Source organism: Micromonospora thermarum, assembly GCF_012034245.1.
GTDB lineage: Bacteria > Actinomycetota > Actinomycetes > Mycobacteriales > Micromonosporaceae > Micromonospora > Micromonospora thermarum.
This window is the reverse complement of record NZ_JAATEO010000007.1, coordinates 187,966-206,320: the sequence shown is the minus strand read 5'-3', so window position 1 is coordinate 206,320 and position 18,355 is coordinate 187,966. Positions and strand designations below refer to the sequence as shown.

Genomic DNA, 18,355 nt, shown 5'->3' with positions numbered 1-18,355 from the left:
CCCCCCCCCCCCCCCCCCCCGCCCCGCCCCGCCCCGCCCCGCCCCGCGATCTTGCGCTTTCTGCCCCTCTTGTGTCAGGATCCGCGGCTTTTGTCGGGGCCGAAAGTGCAAGATCGGCGAGAGCGAGGGCGAGGGGTGCCGGCGCGGGGTCGACCCGCGCGGGTCAGCGGGGGGTGGGGTGGGGGGTGAAGCCGTAGGGGAGTTCGAGGCGGTGGCGGGACAGGAGGTCCTCGTCGGACAGGAGGTCTGCCGTGGGGGCGTCGGCTACGACGCGGCCGGCGTCCAGGATCACCGAGCGGTCGCACAGCTCCAGCGCGTACGGAAGGTCGTGGGTGACCATCAGCAGGGTCACCGGCAGGGCGCGCAGGATCTCGGCCAGCTCGCGCCGCGCGGCTGGGTCCAGGTTGGACGAGGGCTCGTCGAGGACCAGGATCTCCGGGTGCATGGCGAGGACGGTGGCCACCGCCACCCGACGCCGCTGCCCGAACGACAGGTGGTGCGGCGCGCGGTCGCGGTGCTCGGCCATCCCCACCGCGGCGAGCGCCTCGTCCACCCGGGCGGCCAGCTCGGCGCCGCGCAGCCCCAGGTTGGCCGGGCCGAACGCCACGTCCTCCGCCACGGTCGGCAGGAAGAGCTGGTCGTCCGGGTCCTGGAAGACGATGCCGACCCGGCGGCGCACCTCCGCGAGGGTCGCCCGGTCCTGACTCACCGTCAGCCCGCCCACCGACACGCTCCCCTCGGTCGGGGTGAGGATGCCGTTGAGATGCAGTACCAGCGTGGTCTTGCCGGCGCCGTTCGGGCCGAGCAGCGCCACCCGGTCGCCGCGGGGAACCGTCAGGTCCACACCGTGCAGCGCCACGTGCCCGTCCGGGTACGCGTACCGCACGCCACGGACGTCGAGGCTGGGAGTCGTCGGCTGCACGTCACCGATCATGTCAGGGCGAGCGCGGTGGCGGCGACGACGGCCGCCACGACCGGCACCGCCGCACCGGCCAGCCACTGCCCGGCGGTCGCCGCGCCCGCGCCGTGCCACACCACCGGCATCCGACCGGTGTAGCCGCGCGACAGCATCGCCAGGTACACCCGCTCGCCCCGCTCGTACGCGCGCAGGAACAGCGCGCCCACACCGGCGGCGAAGCCGCGGAGCTGCCACACGAAGCGCGGGTCGTCACCCCGGGAGACCCGGGCCACCCGCATCCGGCGGGCCTCGCCGACCAGCACCTCCAGGTAGCGCAGCATGAACGTGGCGATCTGCGTGAGGATCTGCGGGCAGCGCAGCCGGTCCAGGCCGACGATCAGGTCCCGGGTCGTCGTGGTCGCGGCGAGCAGCAACGACGCGAGCACACCCAGGGTGCCCTTGGCGAGGATGTTCCACGCCCCGTACAGGCCATCCTCCGACAGCCGCAGGCCGAGGACGTCCACCCGCTCGCCCGCGCCGAGGAACGGCAGGGCGAAGGCGAACAGGACGAACGGCAGCTCGATCAGCGACCGGCGCAACAGCCAGCCGGGCCCGACCCGCGCGGCGGCGGCGACCACGGCGACCAGCACCGCGTACGCGCCGAAGGCCCACAGCGCCTCCCGGGGGGTGGCGACCACGGCGAGGGTGAAGGCCACCATCGCCGCGATCTTCACCTCCGGCGGGAGGCGGTGCACCGGCGAGCCGGACTCACGGTAGAGCGGGTGGCTGTGGCCGGCGCCCATCGTCGTACCCCCTCAGCCGGCCCGGCCGGCGGGGGTCTGCTCCGCCGTCGCGTCCGCGCGGTTCGCAGCGTGGCTGCCACGGCGGCGGACCAGCCAGAACGCACCGCCGGCCACGGCGAAGGTCAGCAGGACGCCGAGGACGCCGGAAAGCCCGGTGGAGAGGAACTCGTTGTCGATCCCCGCGATGCCGTAGTCGGCCAGCGGACCGCCGATCTCGTGCTCCTTCTCCTGCAGCGCCGGACAGCTGCCGCCGGTGACGTTGTCCTCGGCGTCGAAGGTGCAGCCCTCCCGCAGCGACGAGTCGAGCCCGTCCGGGTGCGCGGAGGCGAAGTTGCTCACCACGCCGGCCAGCAGCAGGGCGACCAGCAGCCCACCGACGAGGAAACCCCAGGACCGCTTCTTCACCGGACACCTCCGACCGCCGGGACGGGCGCCGGCGCGGCCGGCTTGAGGGCGCGCAGCGCGTACACGAGATCGGGCCGGACCTTCGCGACGGTCACCACCGTGGTCGCCGTGATCAGGCCCTCGCCGATGCCGATCAGCAGGTGGGAGACGGCCATCGTGCCGGCCAGGCCGGCAAGGTTGCCGCCGAGGTCGGTGGTGCCGCCGAGCTGGTACTGCACGACGAAGCCCATCGCGGCCACCACGACGCTCACCAGCGCGGACACGAACGCCGTCACGGCGAGCCCGGCCGGCGTACGCGGCAGGACGCGCAGCAGGGCGGCGATCAGCAGGTACGCGGCGGCGGTGCCGAGGACCGCCATGTTGGTGATGTTGAGGCCGAGCATCGCGACGCCGCCGTCGCCGAAGACCAGCGCCTGCACGACGAGCACGACCGCGACGCAGAGCGCACCTACCCAGGGGCCGACCAGCAGCGCGGCGAGCGCGCCACCGAGCAGGTGGCCGCTGACCCCGGCGGTGAAGATCGGGAAGTTGAGCATCTGCACGGCGAAGATGAAGGCGGCGACCAGGCCGGCCATCGGCGCCAGCCGGTCGTCCAGGTCCTGCCGGCCGCGCAGCACGCAGACGGCCAACGCGGCCAACGCGATCGCCGCGAAGACCGCGGCGACGGGACCGTTGATGATCCCGTTCGAGATGTGCATCGCCAGGGTTTCCACGCGACCTCCCACGCGTCGGCGGGTCCGTCCGCGCCGGCAGGGTCAGCCTATTTGGGGCACATCGCTGTTGCCAATATCTGGCAACAAGGGATGGCGTTGATCACGGAGCACGCCACCGATCGCTCCGGACGCGTCGACGCGAGCCGGTGCGGCGGTAGGGTCGGGGCCATGACCGCGCCCGCCCGCCTCTCGCCCGGCGACCCCGCCCCCGAGTTCCGCCTCCCCACCGACACCGGTGACACGCTCTCGCTGGCCGACCTGCGCGGCCGCAAGGTCGTGCTGTACGCCTACCCGGCCGCCATGACGCCCGGCTGCACCAAGCAGGCCTGCGACTTCCGCGACTCGCTCGCCTCGCTCCAGGCCGCCGGCTACGAGGTCGTCGGCCTCTCCCCCGACAAGCCGGAAAAGCTCGCGAAGTTCCGCGAGCGCGACGCCATCACCTTCCCGCTCGTCTCCGACACCGACAAGGCGGTGCTGACCGCGTACGGGGCGTACGGCGAGAAGCAGATGTACGGCAAGACGGTCACCGGCGTGATCCGCTCGACCTTCGTCATCGACGCCGACGGCAAGATCGAGCGGGCGCTCTACAACGTCAAGGCCACCGGCCACGTCGCCAAGCTGCGCCGCGACCTGGGCCTCGACTGAGCTTGTCGCACCGGGCCACTACGGTGCGTGCATGGTCCGGTACCGGTACACCCCCGAGGCGCTTGCCGAGGCGGCCGCCGCCGCGCACAGCGTCACCGAGGTGATGCGGCTGCTCGGCGTACGCCTGAGCGGCGGTTCGCACGCGCACATCAGCCGGCAGCTCAAGCGCTTCGGCATCGACACGTCCCACTTCACCGGCCAGGCCCACAATCGTGGCAGGCGGGGTGAGCGACGCACCACCTCCTCACAGTTGCTCGTTCGCCTGCCGGAAGGATCCCGACGCACTCCGGGCACCCGCCTGAAATGGGCCCTCGGCACCATCGGCGTGCCCGATGAGTGCGAGGAGTGCGGGACGGGAGCGGTCTGGCGTGGTCGGCCATTGACCCTCCACGTCGACCACGTCAACGGCGACTTCCTCGACAACCGCCCACCCAACCTGCGCCTGCTCTGCCCGAACTGCCACAGCCAGACACCCACGTACGCGGGCCGCAACCGACAGTCGGACGGCAGCCCCTCTGCCCGCAGAATGGAGGCGCAGGACGCGTCACCGTCCGAGCGCCAGGTGCCCGACTTGCGGGGACTCAGCGCGAACGAGATCGACCAGGTAGTCAGGCGGTTCGCGGAGGGAGAGCTGGCAGCCGTAGAGGCGGCCCAGCTCATCGGCTGCCCCCGGCACCACATCTACCGCCTGTCACGACGGCTGGAGGAAACGGGAACGTCGGCCCCGCGCCGTCGCGGGCGGCGCTCGGCAACGTCCCCGTAGCCCCGTCCCCCCGCGTGGACACGACTTGGGCTGCCGGCCTCACCACCGCAACCGTAGGACGCTCTAGACTCTCTCAGGCGGAGCGGGAGTGGCGTAATGGGCAGCCGCGCAGGTCTTAGGAACCTGTGTCCGTGAGGACGTGGGGGTTCGAATCCCCTCTCCCGCACCACTGAACTCCCCTACCAACAGGGGGAGGGTAATTCCGCGGTCGCCGAGGCTAGCCTGACCGGCGTGAGCGAGCGGCGGCCGGTGGGACGACCACGCCACCCGGACGTGCTGACCCCAGCGGAGTGGCGCGTGGTCCACCTGCTCCGGCACGGGCTGTCGGACCGGCGCATCGCCCACTTGGCCGGCGTCAGCCGCGACGCGGTGCGCTTCCACGTGCGGAACGCGTACGCGAAACTCGGCCTCCCGGGCCGCGCGGCGCTGCGGCGCTGGTCCGGCGTGCCGGCCGACAGCGCGCTCGCCGCAGCGGCCCCTCATCAGCAGGGAAAGGACGGTAGCCCGGTGACTGCTCTCCTCGGACCGGTCGGGCAGGTGTCCCGGACCGTGCGGGACATCGCCCGGTCTGTCGACTGGTACGGATCCGTCCTCGGTCTGCCGCACCTCTACACGTACGGCGACCTCGCCTTCTTCGACTGCGGCAACCTCCGGCTTTACCTGAACCGGGGCGACGACCCGGCAGCCCGTCGATCCTCTACTTCACCGTTCCCGACATCCAGGCCGCGTACGACGAGCTGCGGGCACGCGGGGTGGATTTCGTCGGGGCGCCACACATGATCTTCCGGCATCCGTCGGGGGTCGAGGAATGGATGGCCTTCTTCGCCGACCCGGACGACCTGCCGCTCGCTCTGATGTGCCAGGTGGTTCCTCGCTGACCTGTCAGGCTCGTCACGATCAGCGGCGGCGCGGGCGTTCGTCCGGTCAGGATGGCCGGCGTGACTCTGCGCTTCGTCCTCGACCCCGACCTGACGCCCGAGCTGCGCGAGGAGATCGTCGCGCTCTGGGTCGACGTCACCAACGCCGGCGGCGCGGTCGGCTTCGTCGCACCGGTCACCGCCGCCGACGTCCGCACCATCGCCGATCCGACGCTCGCGGGAATCGCCGGCGGCCCGGACCGGCTGCTGCTCGGGTACGCGGGCGAGCGGCTCGTCGCCATGGCGATCTTCACCGACAACCGGTTCCACTTGAAGACCCACTACCGGGTGCTGACCCGGGTGATGGTCCACCCCGACACGCAGGGCCACGGTTACGGCCTCGACCTGATGCGCGAGGCCGAGCGCGTGGGCCGCCGGTTGGGCCTTCAGGCGCTGCAGATCACCGTCCGTGACGGGTTGGGGCTGGACCGGTTCTACCGGCGTCTCGGGTACCGCGAGGTCGGCCGGCTGCCCGGCGCGCTCCGGGTGGCACCCGGGGACGACCGCGACGAGATCTTCATGTGGCTGGGCCTTACCGAGGCTCCCACGCCTCGGGCGTGAGCCCACGGGAGCGAGAAAGCCTGGTCACCGGTCCACGACCACCTCGTCGCCCACGGCGACGCGGCCCGTCGTCACGGGGACGAGGTTCAGTCCGAAGAGGAGCTTCTGCCGCACGTTGCGGTACCGGCCCAAGGTGCGCAGCGGCTCCTTGCCGCGTACCCCGGTCTCCTGGTCCGTGGTGGTGACCACGCAGCGGTCGCACGGCCCGGCGGCGCGGAAGCGCACGCTTCCGATGCGCAGTGGCCGCCCGACCCACTCGTCCTCGGCCCACGCGGTGGTGCCCTCGACCACGAGGTTGGGGCGGAAACGGGCCATCGGCACCGGTGGCTCACCGGCGTCGGCCAGCCATCCGTTGAGCGCGTCGAGCGAGGCGGCGTTGGCCAGCAGCAACGGGTAGGCGTCGGCGAAGCTGACCTGGTCACCCGTGTCGTGCTCGCGGTCCTCGGCGGGGATGTGACGGGTGGGCCGGGCCAGCCAGACGAGGCGCACCGGCCGGTCGAGCAGGGCGCTGACCCACGCGTCCGCCGCCGGCCCGGCTGGGAGGGCCGGCACCGGCAGCTTGCGGCTGCGGAAGGTGCGGACCGGCACCGGCTCGCCGCCGGAAGGCTCGGCGACGTCGAGGTCGGGGTGGCCGTCGGCACGCAGGGTGAGGCCGCCGTCGCGGGCCACCGCGCGCAGCGCGACGAGGCCGGCGACCTCACGCTGGGTGACGCCGACACCGGCGGCGTCGACGACCATCCAGCGCCGGTCGCCGGCCAGGCCCCAGGGCCGCACCTGCGCGCCGTCGTGGTCGAGCCGGTGAGACCCCTTGACGGGGTACGTGTGGATCGCGTTCAGCCGCACCGGCCTACCATGCCACGCCGATGCCGTCCCCGGGGTACCAGTGGTTGACGGGCGTCTCGCGGTAGGCGAGGAACTTCCGGCCGGTGCGCTCGGCGTGCTCGGCGAGGACGTTGGTGACGGTCACGTTGTCGGTGAGCAGGATGGCGCCGGGGGCGAGCTTCGGCTCGACGGCGGTGAACTCGCGCCGCTCGTGGACGGTGCTGTGGTCGCTGTCGTGGAGGAAGAGGTCGACCGGCCGGTCCAGCGCGGCGATAGAGGCCAGCGAGTCGCCGATCACCAGGTCGACGACCTCGGACCAGGGCGCGACCTTGGCCAGGTAGCCGGCCTCGGGGTTGATGTCCAGCGAGGTGACCCGGCCGGGGTGCCCCTCGGCGGCGTTGCGCAGCAGGGCGGCGGCGAGCACGACGCTGCCCAGGCCCTTGTCGACGCCGGTCTCGACGATGTGCTTGGGGCGGGAGGCGCGCACGATCGCGTACCAGCCGATTCGGCGGGCGTACCGGATCTGCTTGTCGGCGAGGCCGCGGCGCTCGGCGCCGGCGATCGCCTGCTGGAGGTGCTGCCGCAGGTTGTCGTCGGCCTCGATCTCGTCCAGGTACGCCCGCACCTGCTTGACCGGGATGTCGCAGACGACGCTGACCAACCAGGCGAGGTGGTTGCGGCTCAGCGGGGTCAGGTCGTAGGTGTAGTTGTGATGCTCGCGGGACTGGACCAGCCAGCGCGCCGAGGTGCTCAGCACCTTAGCGTCGTAGCGGGCGACCGCCCGCAGGCGCTTGGGGAAGGCGGCGACGGGGGCGAGCCGGGTGCGGGCGATGGCCCGCCGGAGCTTGATTCGATCCACGGGAGCGTTCTACCAGGCCGGGTCGGTCCGGTGGTATGAAAGTTTTCATTCATCAGGGGAGCCGGCCGGTCCGGACGGGGGTACGCGATTCCGAAACGGACTCAGTAGCATCACGCCATGCGAGAGCGCCAGTCGTACGCGGAGCCCGACACCCAGATTCTCGACTTCCACCGAGAACTGGAGCCGACCGACAAACCCGGCAAGCGGCGTCCTCGGTGGCAGAAGATCACGCTGATCACCCTCCTCGTGCTGGCGCTGATCGGCGGCGGCGGCATGGTCGCGGGCGGGCTGTACCTGCGCTCGGTCGAGTCGGGTATCGAACGCGTCGACGCCTTCGAAGGCGTGCCGGAGGAGTCCCGCCCGCAGGTCGTGGCCAAGGGCGCCCTGAACATCATGATGCTGGGCAGCGACTCCCGCGACCCGAACAACAGCTCCGGTTCCCGGGCCGACACCATCATCCTGGCCCACCTTCCGGCGGACCGGTCGAGCGCCCAGCTCATCTCGATTCCCCGCGACACCTGGGTGAACGTGCCAAAGTCCCCGGAGGGGCGTGGCGGCCGGGACGCGAAGATCAACGCATCGTACGCGTGGGGTGGCGTTCCGTTGATGGTCCAGACCGTCGAGAAGTTCACCGGCGTTCGCGTCGACCACGTGACGATGGTCGACTTCGCCGGCTTCAAGGACATCGTCGACGCCCTCGGCGGCATCGAGATCACCGTTGACAAGGGCTTCACCTCGACGCACTCGCTCAACCCGGACGGGCGGCGCGAGTTCGTCCCGGGCCGGCAGACCATGGACGGCGCCGCCGCGCTGGACTACGCGCGCGAGCGCTACGCCTTCGCCGACGGCGACTTCACCCGCATCAAGCACCAGCAGCAGGTGATCAAGGCGATCCTGGACAAGGCGGCTTCGGGCGGTACGTTGGCCAGCCCCACCAAGCTGAACTCGTTCGTCCGGGCCACGGCGGACTCGGTGGCGGTGGACGAGTCGATGTCCCTGCTCGACCTCGCGATGGAACTCCGCCATCTGCGCAGCGGCAACCTCGGGTTCTTCACCTGTCCCACGAAGGGGACCGGCCGGATCGGCAACGAGAGCGTCGTGCTGGCCGACAAGGAGAAGGCGAAGCGCCTCTTCGACGCGGTCCGGCGCGACGCGGTGCCGGAGATCCTGTCCGCCGCAAAGTAGGAACGTGAACTGGCTTGCCGCCTATGGCGGCAGGTCCGAGCCGGTCGTATCCTGCGGTCGCCCTCCGAGTCAGTTTCATGACCGAAGGGCTTTTCACGGGGGAGAGGATCGACCATGTCCAGCCAGCCGACGACGAGTTCTTCTGCGCCCTCACCGCGCTTCGGTGGGGTGATGCAGCAGGAGGGGCAGTCGCCGCACGACACCGCGAGCGACGAGGACCTCCCGCTCGTTCCGATGCCGGACGACCCGGCCGCGACGCGAGCCGGTCTCGACACCACCGCCGTCCTGCCGTACGCGAAGTCCCGCGCTTCGTCCCGCACGCGCTGGCTGCGGTCGTGGATGATGACGGTTCCGATCGACGTGGCCGCGCTGACCGCCCCGCTGCTGCTGTCCCAGGACTACTGGCGCGGGACGCTGGCCAACGCCGCCCTCACGGTGGCCATCTTCGTGGCCGGCGGGCTCTACCGGCCCCGCCGGCACGTGAGCATCCTCGACGAACTGCCGAGCCTCGCCGGGCGGCTGCTGGCCTCCGCCGCGGTGGTGGCCATCATCGCGGCGGAGCGGCACGCCTCGGTGGAGTACGTCGGCGGGTTCATGCGCGGTGTGGCGCTCTCGGCGGCGCTGGTGATCCTCGGCCGTGCGGCCAGCCGCGCGCTCACCAACTTCGTGCGGAAGCACCGCTGGGTGGAACACAACGCGATCATCATCGGCAGCGGCCCCATCGGCGTCGAACTCGCCCGGCTGCTGCGCCGCTATCCCCGGTACGGCCTGCGGTTCGTCGGTTGCGTCGACGCGCCGTCGCGCCAGGGCACCGGCGCGCTTCCGCCCAGCGGCACCCTCGATGACCTCGAACACCTCGTCCGCCTGCTGGAGTGCGAAGTCCTGGTCATCGCCGATCCGGACTGCGTCGAGTCCACTCTCATGGAGACCCTGCTCCGACCCCGCAGCTCGCGCTGCGACCTCTGGGCGGTGCCGCGCCTGTGGGGCTCCCGCTCCCATGGCGGATATCCCGACCACATCGGGGCCATCCCGATCATCAAGATCGGAGACATCACGCTCTCCGGCCCGCGATGGGCCATCAAGCGAGCGTCGGATGTGGTGTTCGCCGCCACGGCGCTGATCGTGTTGAGCCCGCTACTGCTGCTCTGCGCCATCGCCACGTTCATCGACGGGGGTCCGAGCATCTTCTTCTACCAGGAGCGGATCGGCCGCTACGGCAAGCCGTTCAAGGTAATCAAGTTCCGGTCGATGCGGCCGGTGAACGAGCACGAGTCCCAGACGAACTGGTCGATCGCGCACGACAACCGGGTCGGTCCCATCGGCCGGCTCATGCGCCGGACGTCGCTGGACGAACTGCCGCAGCTGTGGAACATCCTGCGTGGCGACATGAGCGTGGTGGGGCCGCGCCCGGAACGGCCGTACTTCGTCGAGAAGTTCTCGGCCGAGTACCCCAACTACGCGTCGCGTCACCGGGTCCCGGTCGGGCTCACCGGGCTCGCGCAGGTCAGCGGCCTGCGCGGCGACACGCCGATCTCCGACCGGGCGAGGTTCGACAACTACTACATCGAGAACTGGTCGCTCTGGTTGGACGTCAAGGTGGTGTTCCGCACGATCTCGGAGGTGTTCCGGGCCGGCGGCCGCTGACCGCTCGACCCCCGGTAACAACCGAACAGCGGACGACCTCGGGCGTCACAGGCGCCCCAGGTCGTCCGCTGTTCCCGCTAGGCGAGGTGGGACTGCCGGGCCGGGGCCGGCAGGGGCTCACCGAACGCCACGGCGCGCAACACGTTCGCGTGTCCGGCCAGGGACGCGTCGGGCGAGAAGAGTCGGATCGCCTCGTCGCGCAGGCGCTGGCGGTCGGCCGCCCACGCCGTACGCTCGCGAACCATCGACGACATCGCCGCGAAAAGTTCGGCACGATTCTCCTGCGGACGGTACCGGAGGTCGTTGATCACCGGCCAGTCGACCAGCTCGGCCTTCCCGGCGGGGTTGGCGACCACGTACCCGCGCCGGCCGTCCGCCAGCTGCTCCCGGGCCCCACCGACGTCGGTCATCACCACGGGAACGCCGGCCGCCAGGGCCTCCATCGACGCCAGCGACCAGCCTTCGAAGAAGGAGTCGAAGACGAAGGCGTCCGCCGCGGCCAGAAGGGCCAACGGGTTGGCGCAGTGGCCACGCAGGTGGATCCGGTCGGCGCTCGGCAGGGACGCGGCGAGCTGCCGGGTCTGCTCGTAGTACAGCAGGTCGTCGTTGGCACGACCCGCCACCAACAGGAGGGCGTCCGGGTGCTCGGCCGCCACGTCGGCAAAGGCCGTCACCAGGCCGAACGTGTTCTTCTGCAGGCAGTACCGCGCCAGGGAGACGAAGAGGAACTCATCCGTCAGCCCGAGGGCGGCGCGGGCCTGCGCCCGGTCCACGAGGAGAACGCGCGAGGCGTCCACACCGTTCGGCACCGTGACCACGCGGTCACCGGGATAGGCCGGGTTGCGGGCGAGATACTGCTGACGGACGAGCTCGCTGACCGCGACCTGCGCGGAGATCCGCTGTGCCCGCCGGCGTTCCGGCTCCCAGGCGTGGGGGTGGTAGAGCCGGTGCATGTCGTGCAGCGTCTCCACCCACGGGACGCCGAGTTCGGCGGCCACGTCGAGCAGCCAGTCGTCGGCGTTGTGCGCGCTGACCACATCGGGTTGCCACGACCGCATCCACACAGCGGCGTCCGCGGGGGTGAGCAGCTGGGTTGCGACCCCCTCAGCCGCGAGGGCCCGGGCGAGACGCCCGCCCTCGCCATCCTGACCGGGAAGGCGCGTGCCCGAGTAGACGACCACGGTCTCGAAGTTGTGGGAGGGGAGCCGCCGGGCAAGGAAAGACGCGACCTCCTCCGCACCCCCCACGTCGAGCACGCTCGCGGCGATGGCACAGCGCACCCGCCGGGAGCCGGCGGCCTCGGCGGCGGGCCGTGGGAACGCCGGCCGCGAGTCGCCGGCGACCGGCCGGAGTGCTTCCAGGTCACCGACGCCTGCGCCGGGCACCAGCGGAAGGGACCAGTCCTCGCTCGGGCCCGCCGTGCCGGCGTCGGAACTGGTGAGTCGGCGGAGGGTACGCCCGCCCAGCCGGCGCAACGGCGCCGGTACGACGTGTGCCTGGCGCTGAGCCCAGAGGGCGAGCCGCAGCGCGCGGGGCGGTGTGTCAGTCATGACCTGGCCTTCTTCGGACGTCAGACGGCGATCTGTTCCGCACGGCCGTTTCGGCTCGACGGCGGTGGTGAGCCGGACTGCGCGGTCCGCCGATCCGGCCCGCGCCGGTCTGAGAGGAGCGGGGCGAGGATTCCGGCCGCCAGCCCCATCACGAGCGGCCACCGGCTGGTCTCGGACAGGAACGGGGCGGTCATGAGACACAGCGGTGCGATCAGGCAGAACCCGGCCGCCGCCCGGAGGACGACGTCACTGGCGGCGTCGCGGAGCCGGGCCAGTCCCAACAGCCCGGCGACCGTGAGGAACAGGATCACGAGCACCGGTGCCACCGGGCCATACCGCAGCCAGTTCTGGAGCAGTTCGTTGTGCACGTAGACCCGCTCCGCCTTGTCGGCCACCAGTCCCTTCAGTTGCGGGGCGAGAGGGCCGATGCCGGTCCAGAAGTTCTCCCGTACGTGATCCCACCCGACGCGGAGATCGCTGATGTGGCCACTCGTTGACGCCGCCTGATGTTCGGCACTCCCCGGCCCCGGCGGCGGTGACGGCCGGCCGGGTGTTGCCGACGGGTTGGGCGGGGGTGTTTGCGCACCCCCGGTCGCCGCAGGTCCGCCGGTCGCGGCCGGCCTCCCGGTCGCGGACGGGCGGCTCGTCGCGGTCGGGCGGCTCGTGGCGGACGGGCGGCTCGTCGCCGTCGGGCGGCTCGTGGCGGACGGGCGGCTCGTCGCCGTCGGTTGCGCGATCGCCGATGCCCCGCCGGTGGGGGCCGGCCTGCTCGGGGTGAACCACCGACCGCTCGCGACCGGTTCGCTGCTGCCGCGCGCGAAGCTTCCCAAGCTGCGGAGGCCGACGTCCGCGGCGAGGCCCGGTGCCGACAGCACCACCACCGCCACCACGAGGCCCGAGAAGGCGAGCTGCTGGAACACCCGCCGCCATCGTGACCACGCGACCACGAGGACGGGGATGAGCACGACCAGAGCCGCCAGCCACACGCTCCGGCGGAAGCTGAGGACGATGACCAGCGGCGCCGCGACGGCCACGGCGATGTGCCGCCAGTCCCAGCGCCACCCGGTGTCGCCGAGCATGCCCAGCAACACCGCCGCCGCGACCGCCGGCAGCGCCGAGTCGTAGAAGACGAAGTAGGCGCTGAGCCGTTCGTCGGCGATCTCACCGAGAGGGATGGCGACCGCTGCCGCCACGAGCAGACCGACCAGCGCTGCTCCGACCACCCGGGGCAGCGACTTCCGGTCGTCCGGAAGCCACCGCAGGCTCGCCCCTACGACCAGCCCGAGAACCAGCAGGACGAAGGGTCGCGCGTTCTGGTTGACGGCCGAGAGGGGCGACTGCCCGTGAAGCAGGCCGCTGCCGACGGCCAGGACGACGAGGGCCACGGCCAGCCCGAGGAGCAACCCCCCGAGGGACCGGAGCCGAGGACGCTTGATGGGCCACCACCGTGCGACGGCCGCGAGCGCGGCCGTCAACGCGAGCGGCAGGATGACAGGGACCTTCCCGGAGCTGAGGAACACCTGGTGGCCCAGCGTGGTCAGCTCTCCGAAGCGCCCGTTGGGTTTGATCTCTTGGGCGAGCACGGCCACGAGCACGATGCCCGTCGCGGGAAGGCGGAGCACGAGGAGAGGCAGCGTGGCGGCGAGGACGATCCCGACAGGTGACGGCACCGTCCAGGCGATGTACGCGGCGGAGAGCACCGCGGCCGCGCAGGACGCCCACCCGACCGGGTGCCGCGCGGCGGCGGCCAAGGGCCCGAGGGCACGGGACAGCGGATGCGACGGGTGCCCCGCGACAGCGACGTGTTCCGGTCCCGCGGGGTGTCGACGGGGGGACTGGCGGTCGGCGTCGGCGCCCGAACCAGTCGACGTTCCTCTGGAACCCATCGCCGCCTTTGCCCCGTGACCGATTCCGTCGGCCTTCGCTGACAGAACCCACTGACACCAACACCGAACCGGTTGCCGTGACAGTCGCGGGACGACCACAGCCGAGGCGACCCTGTGACCAGAGCGGTCGTGCTAAGTGGTAGGTCGAACATCACGGCCAGCGGCCGTTGCGGCACAGAGTATCAGGCACGGCGACGGCGAGCGCTACCGGAAGTTTCGCCCGGCACGCCCGCCGCCGGGTGGGTTCAGTAGGATTCCCGCGGCGTGTGTTCCGGTTTCTGGCCGGGTGCGCCACAACGGCCTCCTGACGAGGTTGCTGATCACCCCGGAGCCGCAGATGATCAACCGCCGCAGCCTGATCGCCGTTGCTGGCGGCGTGGTCTTGGCCGGCGACTCCCCGCGGCCCAAGCGCATCGTGCTGCCCGCCCCGTCCGGAGGCGACGACACCGCCGCCCTGAACGCCGCCCTCCGCGCCGGCGCTGGCGGCCTCGTCCGTGGCCCCCGCGGCGCCGCCTACCGGGTCAGCGCCCCGCTGATGGTGCACAGCGGCACCACGCTGATGATGTCGGAGTGCACCGTCACCCTGACGACGGGTAGCGGCTGCAACCTCCTCACCAACCGGGCGGTCGCTGGCGGCGGTCGGGACCGGAACATCGTCGTGGTCGGCGGCACGTGGGTGCGCGCCGGCGGGGTCGGGGGCGTCGGCCCCGACCTGCACACACTGCGGTTCCGGCGGGTCGACCACCTCGTGCTCAAGGGACTGGCGGTGGAGACCTCCGGCGACAAGTACGCCATCTCCCTCGGTGACGTCACCGACGCCACCGTCACCCGCATCCGCTTCAACGTGCAGTCCGACGGTGTGCACATCCAGGGGCCGGCCGCGCGGACCAGGGTGGCCACCCTGCGGGGGTCGACGGGTGACGACACGGTCGCGATCACACCCCGGGACTGGCAGGCCTACGACGACGTCTCGGGACCGGTCACCGACACGACCATCGAGGACGTCGACGTGACCTCGGCCGCGGCGCTGGTGAAGGTGCTCGGCGGATCGCCGGAGACCGCGGCGGTGCGCACCACCGTCCGCGGCGTCGCCGGCCACGCCCGCAACAACGTCGTCTGGGTCGGCGACGACACCGCCGAATGGCGTACCAGTGGCGGCCAGGTCGACGACCTGGTCGTCGAGCACGTCAGTGCGACGACCGTCCCCGGTCGACACGTCGTGTACGTGAGCGGGTCGAACGTCGGCCGCGTCCACGTCCGGGGAGTCACGTTCGCCGACCCGGGCTCGGACGGCGCCGTGGTGCGGGTCGCGCCGATCGCCGCCGCGACCGTCGCCGAGCTGACCGTCGAGGACGTCGACATCGCTCATCTCGGCGCTGGACCCGTCGTGGGCGTCGATCCCTCCGCCAGGGTCCAGCGGCTCCGGGTGGACCGGCTGACCGTCGCCGCGTCGGCTGCGGGCGCCGCCGTCCTGCAGGTCGCCGGCAAGGTTGACGAGCTGACCGTCCGGGCGGTCAGCGCCGCGACGCCCGGCGACAGCTTCCTGCTGGAGCTGCCTGGATGGGCGGCGAACGCTGCGGTGCTGCAGGCGAGCGTGTCGGACGCGGGTGTCGCCGGCCGTGGCGGTGGTCTGGTCGCCGCCCCGGCGGCGACCCACACGCTGCCCCGGGTGGCCTTCACCAACGTGCGGACGGCGGGGAAGGCGTGGCTGGTCGACCTGAACACCCGCACCGAGCTGCTGTTGTCGCGGGTGACCATCGACGACACGACCGGCGGGGTCGCGAAGGTGCGCGGCTCGGGCGCCACAGTCGTCCGGGGCAACACCCTGCGCACCGCCCCCGGTGCGCAGGGTGTGGCGGCCGGCTCCGGCGGCTCGGTGACGTCGTACGTGCTGGACCTAACCGTCGACGTCAGCCGGCTCGTCCGCGCCGAGGGCAGCTCGGCCACGAACACGAACGCCAGGCTGTCGTGTGGCACCGGCCCGGTGGTGTGCGCCGGCATGGTCTGGCAGAACCTGCAGACCGGCGCCACCTGGTGACCGGCAGCGGGCTCAGAGGGCCTTTCGGGACAGCACGCGCTTGAGGTCGGCCATAGTGAGCGCCCGCGAGACCAGCACCGCCGCACCGAACGTGCCGCCGGCCAGCACCGCCTCGACCGGCCATGGGAGCCGGACCAGCCACAGCACGAGGATCGTGACGGTCCCGGCGGCGAACACGCTTGCCACCTCGCGTATCGGCAGCCGCGCCGTCATCGCCCGGGCGGCCAGCAGGCAGGTCGCGACGCCGATGACCAGCTCGGTGCCGGCCGCGACCGCCGCCGCACCCGTCGCACCCCAGTGGAGGCACGCCCAGAACTGGGCCGCGAGGTTGACCGCCGCCACCGAGACGGTCAGTACAGCGATCGGCCGAACGACACCGAGCGCCGAACAGATGGTCGTGCCGACGTAGCCGAGGGTGACGCCCACGAAAGCCACCGCGAGCAGCATCAGCGGCGTGACCGCCGGGCCGAAGTCGTCACCGTAGAGGTACGCGACCAGGGCGGGAGCGAGCGCGATCAGCAGGACCGCCGTACCGGCGCCGATCACCACACCGGTCCGGGCCGCCAGGCTGAAGATCAGGCTTCGGCGGTGGGCGTCCATGGACATGCTGGTCGCCACGATCGGCAGCAGCGGAGCCACCAGCATGACCGGCCCGAGCTGGGCGACGTCCAGGAACTTGTAGGCGGCGGAGTAGTAGCCCACCTCGGCGGCGCCCTGGAGGTGAAACAGGATCACCGAGCCGAGGCGGTAGTAGGCCATCACCGCGAGCGAGCTGATCGCGAGCGGCCAGCTCAGCGCGAAGATCCGGCCCGCCTCCGCCCAGGACGGCCGGCCGAGGGGCACCAGCCTCCGGTTGATCAGCACGCCGATGCCGGTCTGCACCGTGACGACGGCGACGAAGAACCAGGCGAGCAGGACCAGGTCGCCGCCGGTCTGCGCGATGACGACGACCGCGACCAGCCAGAGGACGCCCTGGACGAGAGCGAGAATGGCCGACACCTCGGGACGGAAACGCGCGGTCGCCCCGGCGGTGAGGACGGACGCCGCGGACAGCGGTGTCGCGATCGCGACGACGCTGACGACCGCGCTGGACTCACCGAACAGCCCCTGGGTGGCCCCGACCAGCAGCGCGACGGTCGCGGCCAGCGCCATCGACGTACGGATAGCCAGCCCGGTGCTCAGGATGCGGCCGGCGAACTCCTTCTCCCGGGCGATCCGGGAGCTCACCGTGATCGTGGTGCCCATGTCGGCGATCTGCGCCGCCGCCACGCCGAGGGTGAGGGCGAGGGCGAAGACGCCGTACCCGTCGGGGTTGAGGTAGCGGGCGAGCACCGACGTGGTCGCCATGCCCACGACCATGCCCAGCAGCCGGAGCCCGAGGGAGACGGCCGTGGCCATGCTGAGCCCGCGCGCCGAGCGCGAGCCGTCCCCCGGTTCGGCTGTCCCGCCGGTCGGGGCCGGATCCGCCGGCACGACGGGCAGCACCATGGTGTCCTGGTCCGTCGTGCCGGCCGCCCAGCCGGTCGTGCCGCGGCTGGATGGGACGACGGGTAGCACCATGGTGTCCTGGTCCCCCGGCTCGGTCGGCCGTCCGGGCCAGGTCACCGGAGGCACTCCCCGAAGATCTGTTCGTACGCGTCCAGCCAGGTCTCGCGGCCGTGCCGCTGCTCGACGTACGCGACGCCACTGCCCCCCACGTCCAGGAGAGCGGCCGCCCGTTCGGCCGTCAGCTCCGCCGGATCCGCGATCACTAGGCCACCGCACCGGGGCACCAGCTCGGTGCCGGGATCGCCCTCGAACGCCACGATCGGCAGTCCCCCGGCGGCGGCCTCGAGGACACAGGTCGGCGTGCCGTCGGTCTCCGCGCCGCAGTAGATGTAGAAGTCGGCGGACGCGAGAAGGTCGGGCACGTCGTCCCGATGACCCGTGAAGTGCACGTCGGCACTGTCGCCGCTGAGCCGCTCCAGTCGCTCCCGGTCGGGCCCGTCGCCAACCACGACCAGCGCGCTCCCGCTGGCCAGCGCCGCCGCGATCGCGCGGTCGTGCCGCTTGGCTCCATGCAGCCGCGCAGCGATGATCGCGACCCGCCGGTCGTGGAACCGGCTCGGGAGCAGGCGCTCGCGCAGTGCCGTCCGCGTCGCCGCCGGCGGGGCGGCGTAGCACCGGGTGTCGATCGCGTTGGGCACCACGACGAGCTTGTCCCGCCCGACCACCGGTGCGAGGTCGTCGGCCACCGCCTCGCTGACGCAGACCACCCGGGAGACGTGCTCGGCGGCGCGCGCGTAGCCCGCGAGGAGAAGTCGGCCAGCAGCGCCGCCCATCCACCGCCCGTGCTCGGTCCAGATCACCGGCGCGCGGCGGGACAACGGGGCCGTCAGGGCGATCTGCTCCCGCTTGAACTGCATGTAGTAGATCGAGGAGTCGGCGATCTCCTGCGTCCGGCGCCGTTCCAGAGGCACCCGCAGGATGCCGGAGGCCATCGTCCGGCGCGACCACTTCGGCCCGAGCGCGATCTCCCGCCGGCCGAGGCCGTGCTCCTCCCAGCCCGGGCACCGGCCGTACAGCAGGACGTCGTGGCCGCGCTGCCGCATCCCCTGCCCGAGCGCGACGGTGTGCGCCTCGGCGCCACCGGCGGTGTCCGAGACGGAGACCATCGTGACGGTCAA

General features: G+C 72.0%; 18 protein-coding genes and 1 tRNA gene. 9 read left to right on the top strand and 10 right to left on the bottom strand.

What is annotated here, in order from left to right; all coding sequences use genetic code 11:
• Nucleotides 1–163 precede the first annotated feature (163 nt).
• Genes HCJ94_RS09220 through HCJ94_RS09205 form a run of 4 tightly spaced genes read right to left on the bottom strand, consistent with a single transcriptional unit; the run spans nt 164 to nt 2,819 of the window.
• Complete coding sequence (locus tag HCJ94_RS09220) at nt 164–934, bottom strand: energy-coupling factor ABC transporter ATP-binding protein (RefSeq protein ID WP_168000541.1); 771 nt, start codon at nt 932–934, stop codon at nt 164–166.
• Nucleotides 931–1,701, bottom strand: coding sequence for a cobalt ECF transporter T component CbiQ (gene cbiQ, locus HCJ94_RS09215; RefSeq protein ID WP_168000540.1), 771 nt, complete (start codon nt 1,699–1,701; stop codon nt 931–933). Before cbiQ ends, HCJ94_RS09220 begins: the two co-directional genes overlap by 4 nt.
• Before the next feature lie 12 nt (nt 1,702–1,713).
• Nucleotides 1,714–2,106: a PDGLE domain-containing protein gene (locus HCJ94_RS09210; protein ID WP_168000539.1), complete on the bottom strand. Its 393-nt coding sequence runs from the start codon at nt 2,104–2,106 to the stop codon at nt 1,714–1,716.
• Nucleotides 2,103–2,819 carry an energy-coupling factor ABC transporter permease gene (locus tag HCJ94_RS09205; protein ID WP_168000538.1) on the bottom strand — a complete coding sequence of 239 codons (717 nt, stop codon included), beginning with the start codon at nt 2,817–2,819 and terminating at the stop codon, nt 2,103–2,105. Before HCJ94_RS09205 ends, HCJ94_RS09210 begins: the two co-directional genes overlap by 4 nt.
• Nucleotides 2,820–2,987: 168 nt before the next feature.
• On the opposite strand from HCJ94_RS09205, the gene bcp reads away from it, so the two are divergent.
• The 6 genes from bcp (at nt 2,988) to HCJ94_RS09180 (ending at nt 5,705) form a co-directional block, all read left to right on the top strand.
• Nucleotides 2,988–3,464, top strand: coding sequence for a thioredoxin-dependent thiol peroxidase (gene bcp, locus HCJ94_RS09200; protein ID WP_168000537.1), 477 nt, complete (start codon nt 2,988–2,990; stop codon nt 3,462–3,464).
• A 31-nt stretch (nt 3,465–3,495) separates the two neighbouring features.
• Nucleotides 3,496–4,227 carry an HNH endonuclease signature motif containing protein gene (locus HCJ94_RS09195; protein WP_168000536.1) on the top strand — a complete coding sequence of 244 codons (732 nt, stop codon included), beginning with the start codon at nt 3,496–3,498 and terminating at the stop codon, nt 4,225–4,227.
• Nucleotides 4,228–4,309: 82 nt separating this feature from the next.
• Nucleotides 4,310–4,396: transfer RNA gene (locus HCJ94_RS09190), tRNA-Leu, on the top strand.
• A 62-nt stretch (nt 4,397–4,458) separates the two neighbouring features.
• Nucleotides 4,459–5,007 carry a LuxR C-terminal-related transcriptional regulator gene (locus HCJ94_RS09185; protein ID WP_168000535.1) on the top strand — a complete coding sequence of 183 codons (549 nt, stop codon included), beginning with the start codon at nt 4,459–4,461 and terminating at the stop codon, nt 5,005–5,007.
• Nucleotides 4,920–5,105: a VOC family protein gene (locus HCJ94_RS31435; RefSeq protein WP_373684224.1), complete on the top strand. Its 186-nt coding sequence runs from the start codon at nt 4,920–4,922 to the stop codon at nt 5,103–5,105. Before HCJ94_RS09185 ends, HCJ94_RS31435 begins: the two co-directional genes overlap by 88 nt.
• 51 nt (nt 5,106–5,156) lie before the next feature.
• Entirely contained in the window at nt 5,157–5,705 is a 549-nt protein-coding gene (locus HCJ94_RS09180) for a GNAT family N-acetyltransferase (protein WP_168000534.1), read from the top strand.
• Between the two features lie 24 nt (nt 5,706–5,729).
• On the opposite strand, the gene HCJ94_RS09175 is transcribed toward HCJ94_RS09180, so the two are convergent.
• Nucleotides 5,730–6,548, bottom strand: a complete 819-nt coding sequence (locus HCJ94_RS09175) for an MOSC domain-containing protein (protein WP_168000533.1) — start codon at nt 6,546–6,548, stop codon at nt 5,730–5,732.
• 4 nt (nt 6,549–6,552) lie between these two features.
• On the bottom strand, nt 6,553–7,386 hold the full coding sequence (locus HCJ94_RS09170; RefSeq protein WP_168000532.1) for an O-methyltransferase: 834 nt from the start codon (nt 7,384–7,386) through the stop codon (nt 6,553–6,555).
• Between the two features lie 117 nt (nt 7,387–7,503).
• Here HCJ94_RS09170 and HCJ94_RS09165 point away from each other — a divergent pair, with 117 nt between their 5' ends.
• Complete coding sequence (locus HCJ94_RS09165; protein ID WP_168000531.1) at nt 7,504–8,571, top strand: LCP family protein; 1,068 nt, start codon at nt 7,504–7,506, stop codon at nt 8,569–8,571.
• 234 nt (nt 8,572–8,805) lie between these two features.
• Complete coding sequence (locus HCJ94_RS09160) at nt 8,806–10,215, top strand: sugar transferase (RefSeq protein ID WP_168000559.1); 1,410 nt, start codon at nt 8,806–8,808, stop codon at nt 10,213–10,215.
• Between the two features lie 77 nt (nt 10,216–10,292).
• Here the strand turns inward: HCJ94_RS09160 and HCJ94_RS09155 are convergent, their stop codons facing one another.
• Both HCJ94_RS09155 and HCJ94_RS09150 read right to left on the bottom strand, forming a co-directional pair.
• A complete protein-coding gene (locus HCJ94_RS09155; protein WP_168000530.1) occupies nt 10,293–11,765 on the bottom strand; it encodes a glycosyltransferase in 1,473 nt (490 codons plus the stop codon).
• Between the two features lie 20 nt (nt 11,766–11,785).
• Nucleotides 11,786–13,516, bottom strand: a complete 1,731-nt coding sequence (locus HCJ94_RS09150; RefSeq protein ID WP_168000529.1) for an O-antigen ligase family protein — start codon at nt 13,514–13,516, stop codon at nt 11,786–11,788.
• Nucleotides 13,517–13,964: 448 nt separating this feature from the next.
• On the opposite strand from HCJ94_RS09150, the gene HCJ94_RS09145 reads away from it, so the two are divergent.
• On the top strand, nt 13,965–15,689 hold the full coding sequence (locus tag HCJ94_RS09145; RefSeq protein WP_168000528.1) for a hypothetical protein: 1,725 nt from the start codon (nt 13,965–13,967) through the stop codon (nt 15,687–15,689).
• A gap of 12 nt (nt 15,690–15,701) precedes the next feature.
• On the opposite strand, the gene HCJ94_RS09140 is transcribed toward HCJ94_RS09145, so the two are convergent.
• Together HCJ94_RS09140 and HCJ94_RS09135 are read right to left on the bottom strand one after the other, a co-directional pair.
• Entirely contained in the window at nt 15,702–17,294 is a 1,593-nt protein-coding gene (locus HCJ94_RS09140) for a flippase (RefSeq protein WP_168000527.1), read from the bottom strand.
• Nucleotides 17,291–18,355, bottom strand: a complete 1,065-nt coding sequence (locus HCJ94_RS09135; RefSeq protein ID WP_168000526.1) for a glycosyltransferase family 4 protein — start codon at nt 18,353–18,355, stop codon at nt 17,291–17,293. The genes HCJ94_RS09140 and HCJ94_RS09135 overlap by 4 nt, the downstream gene beginning before the upstream one ends.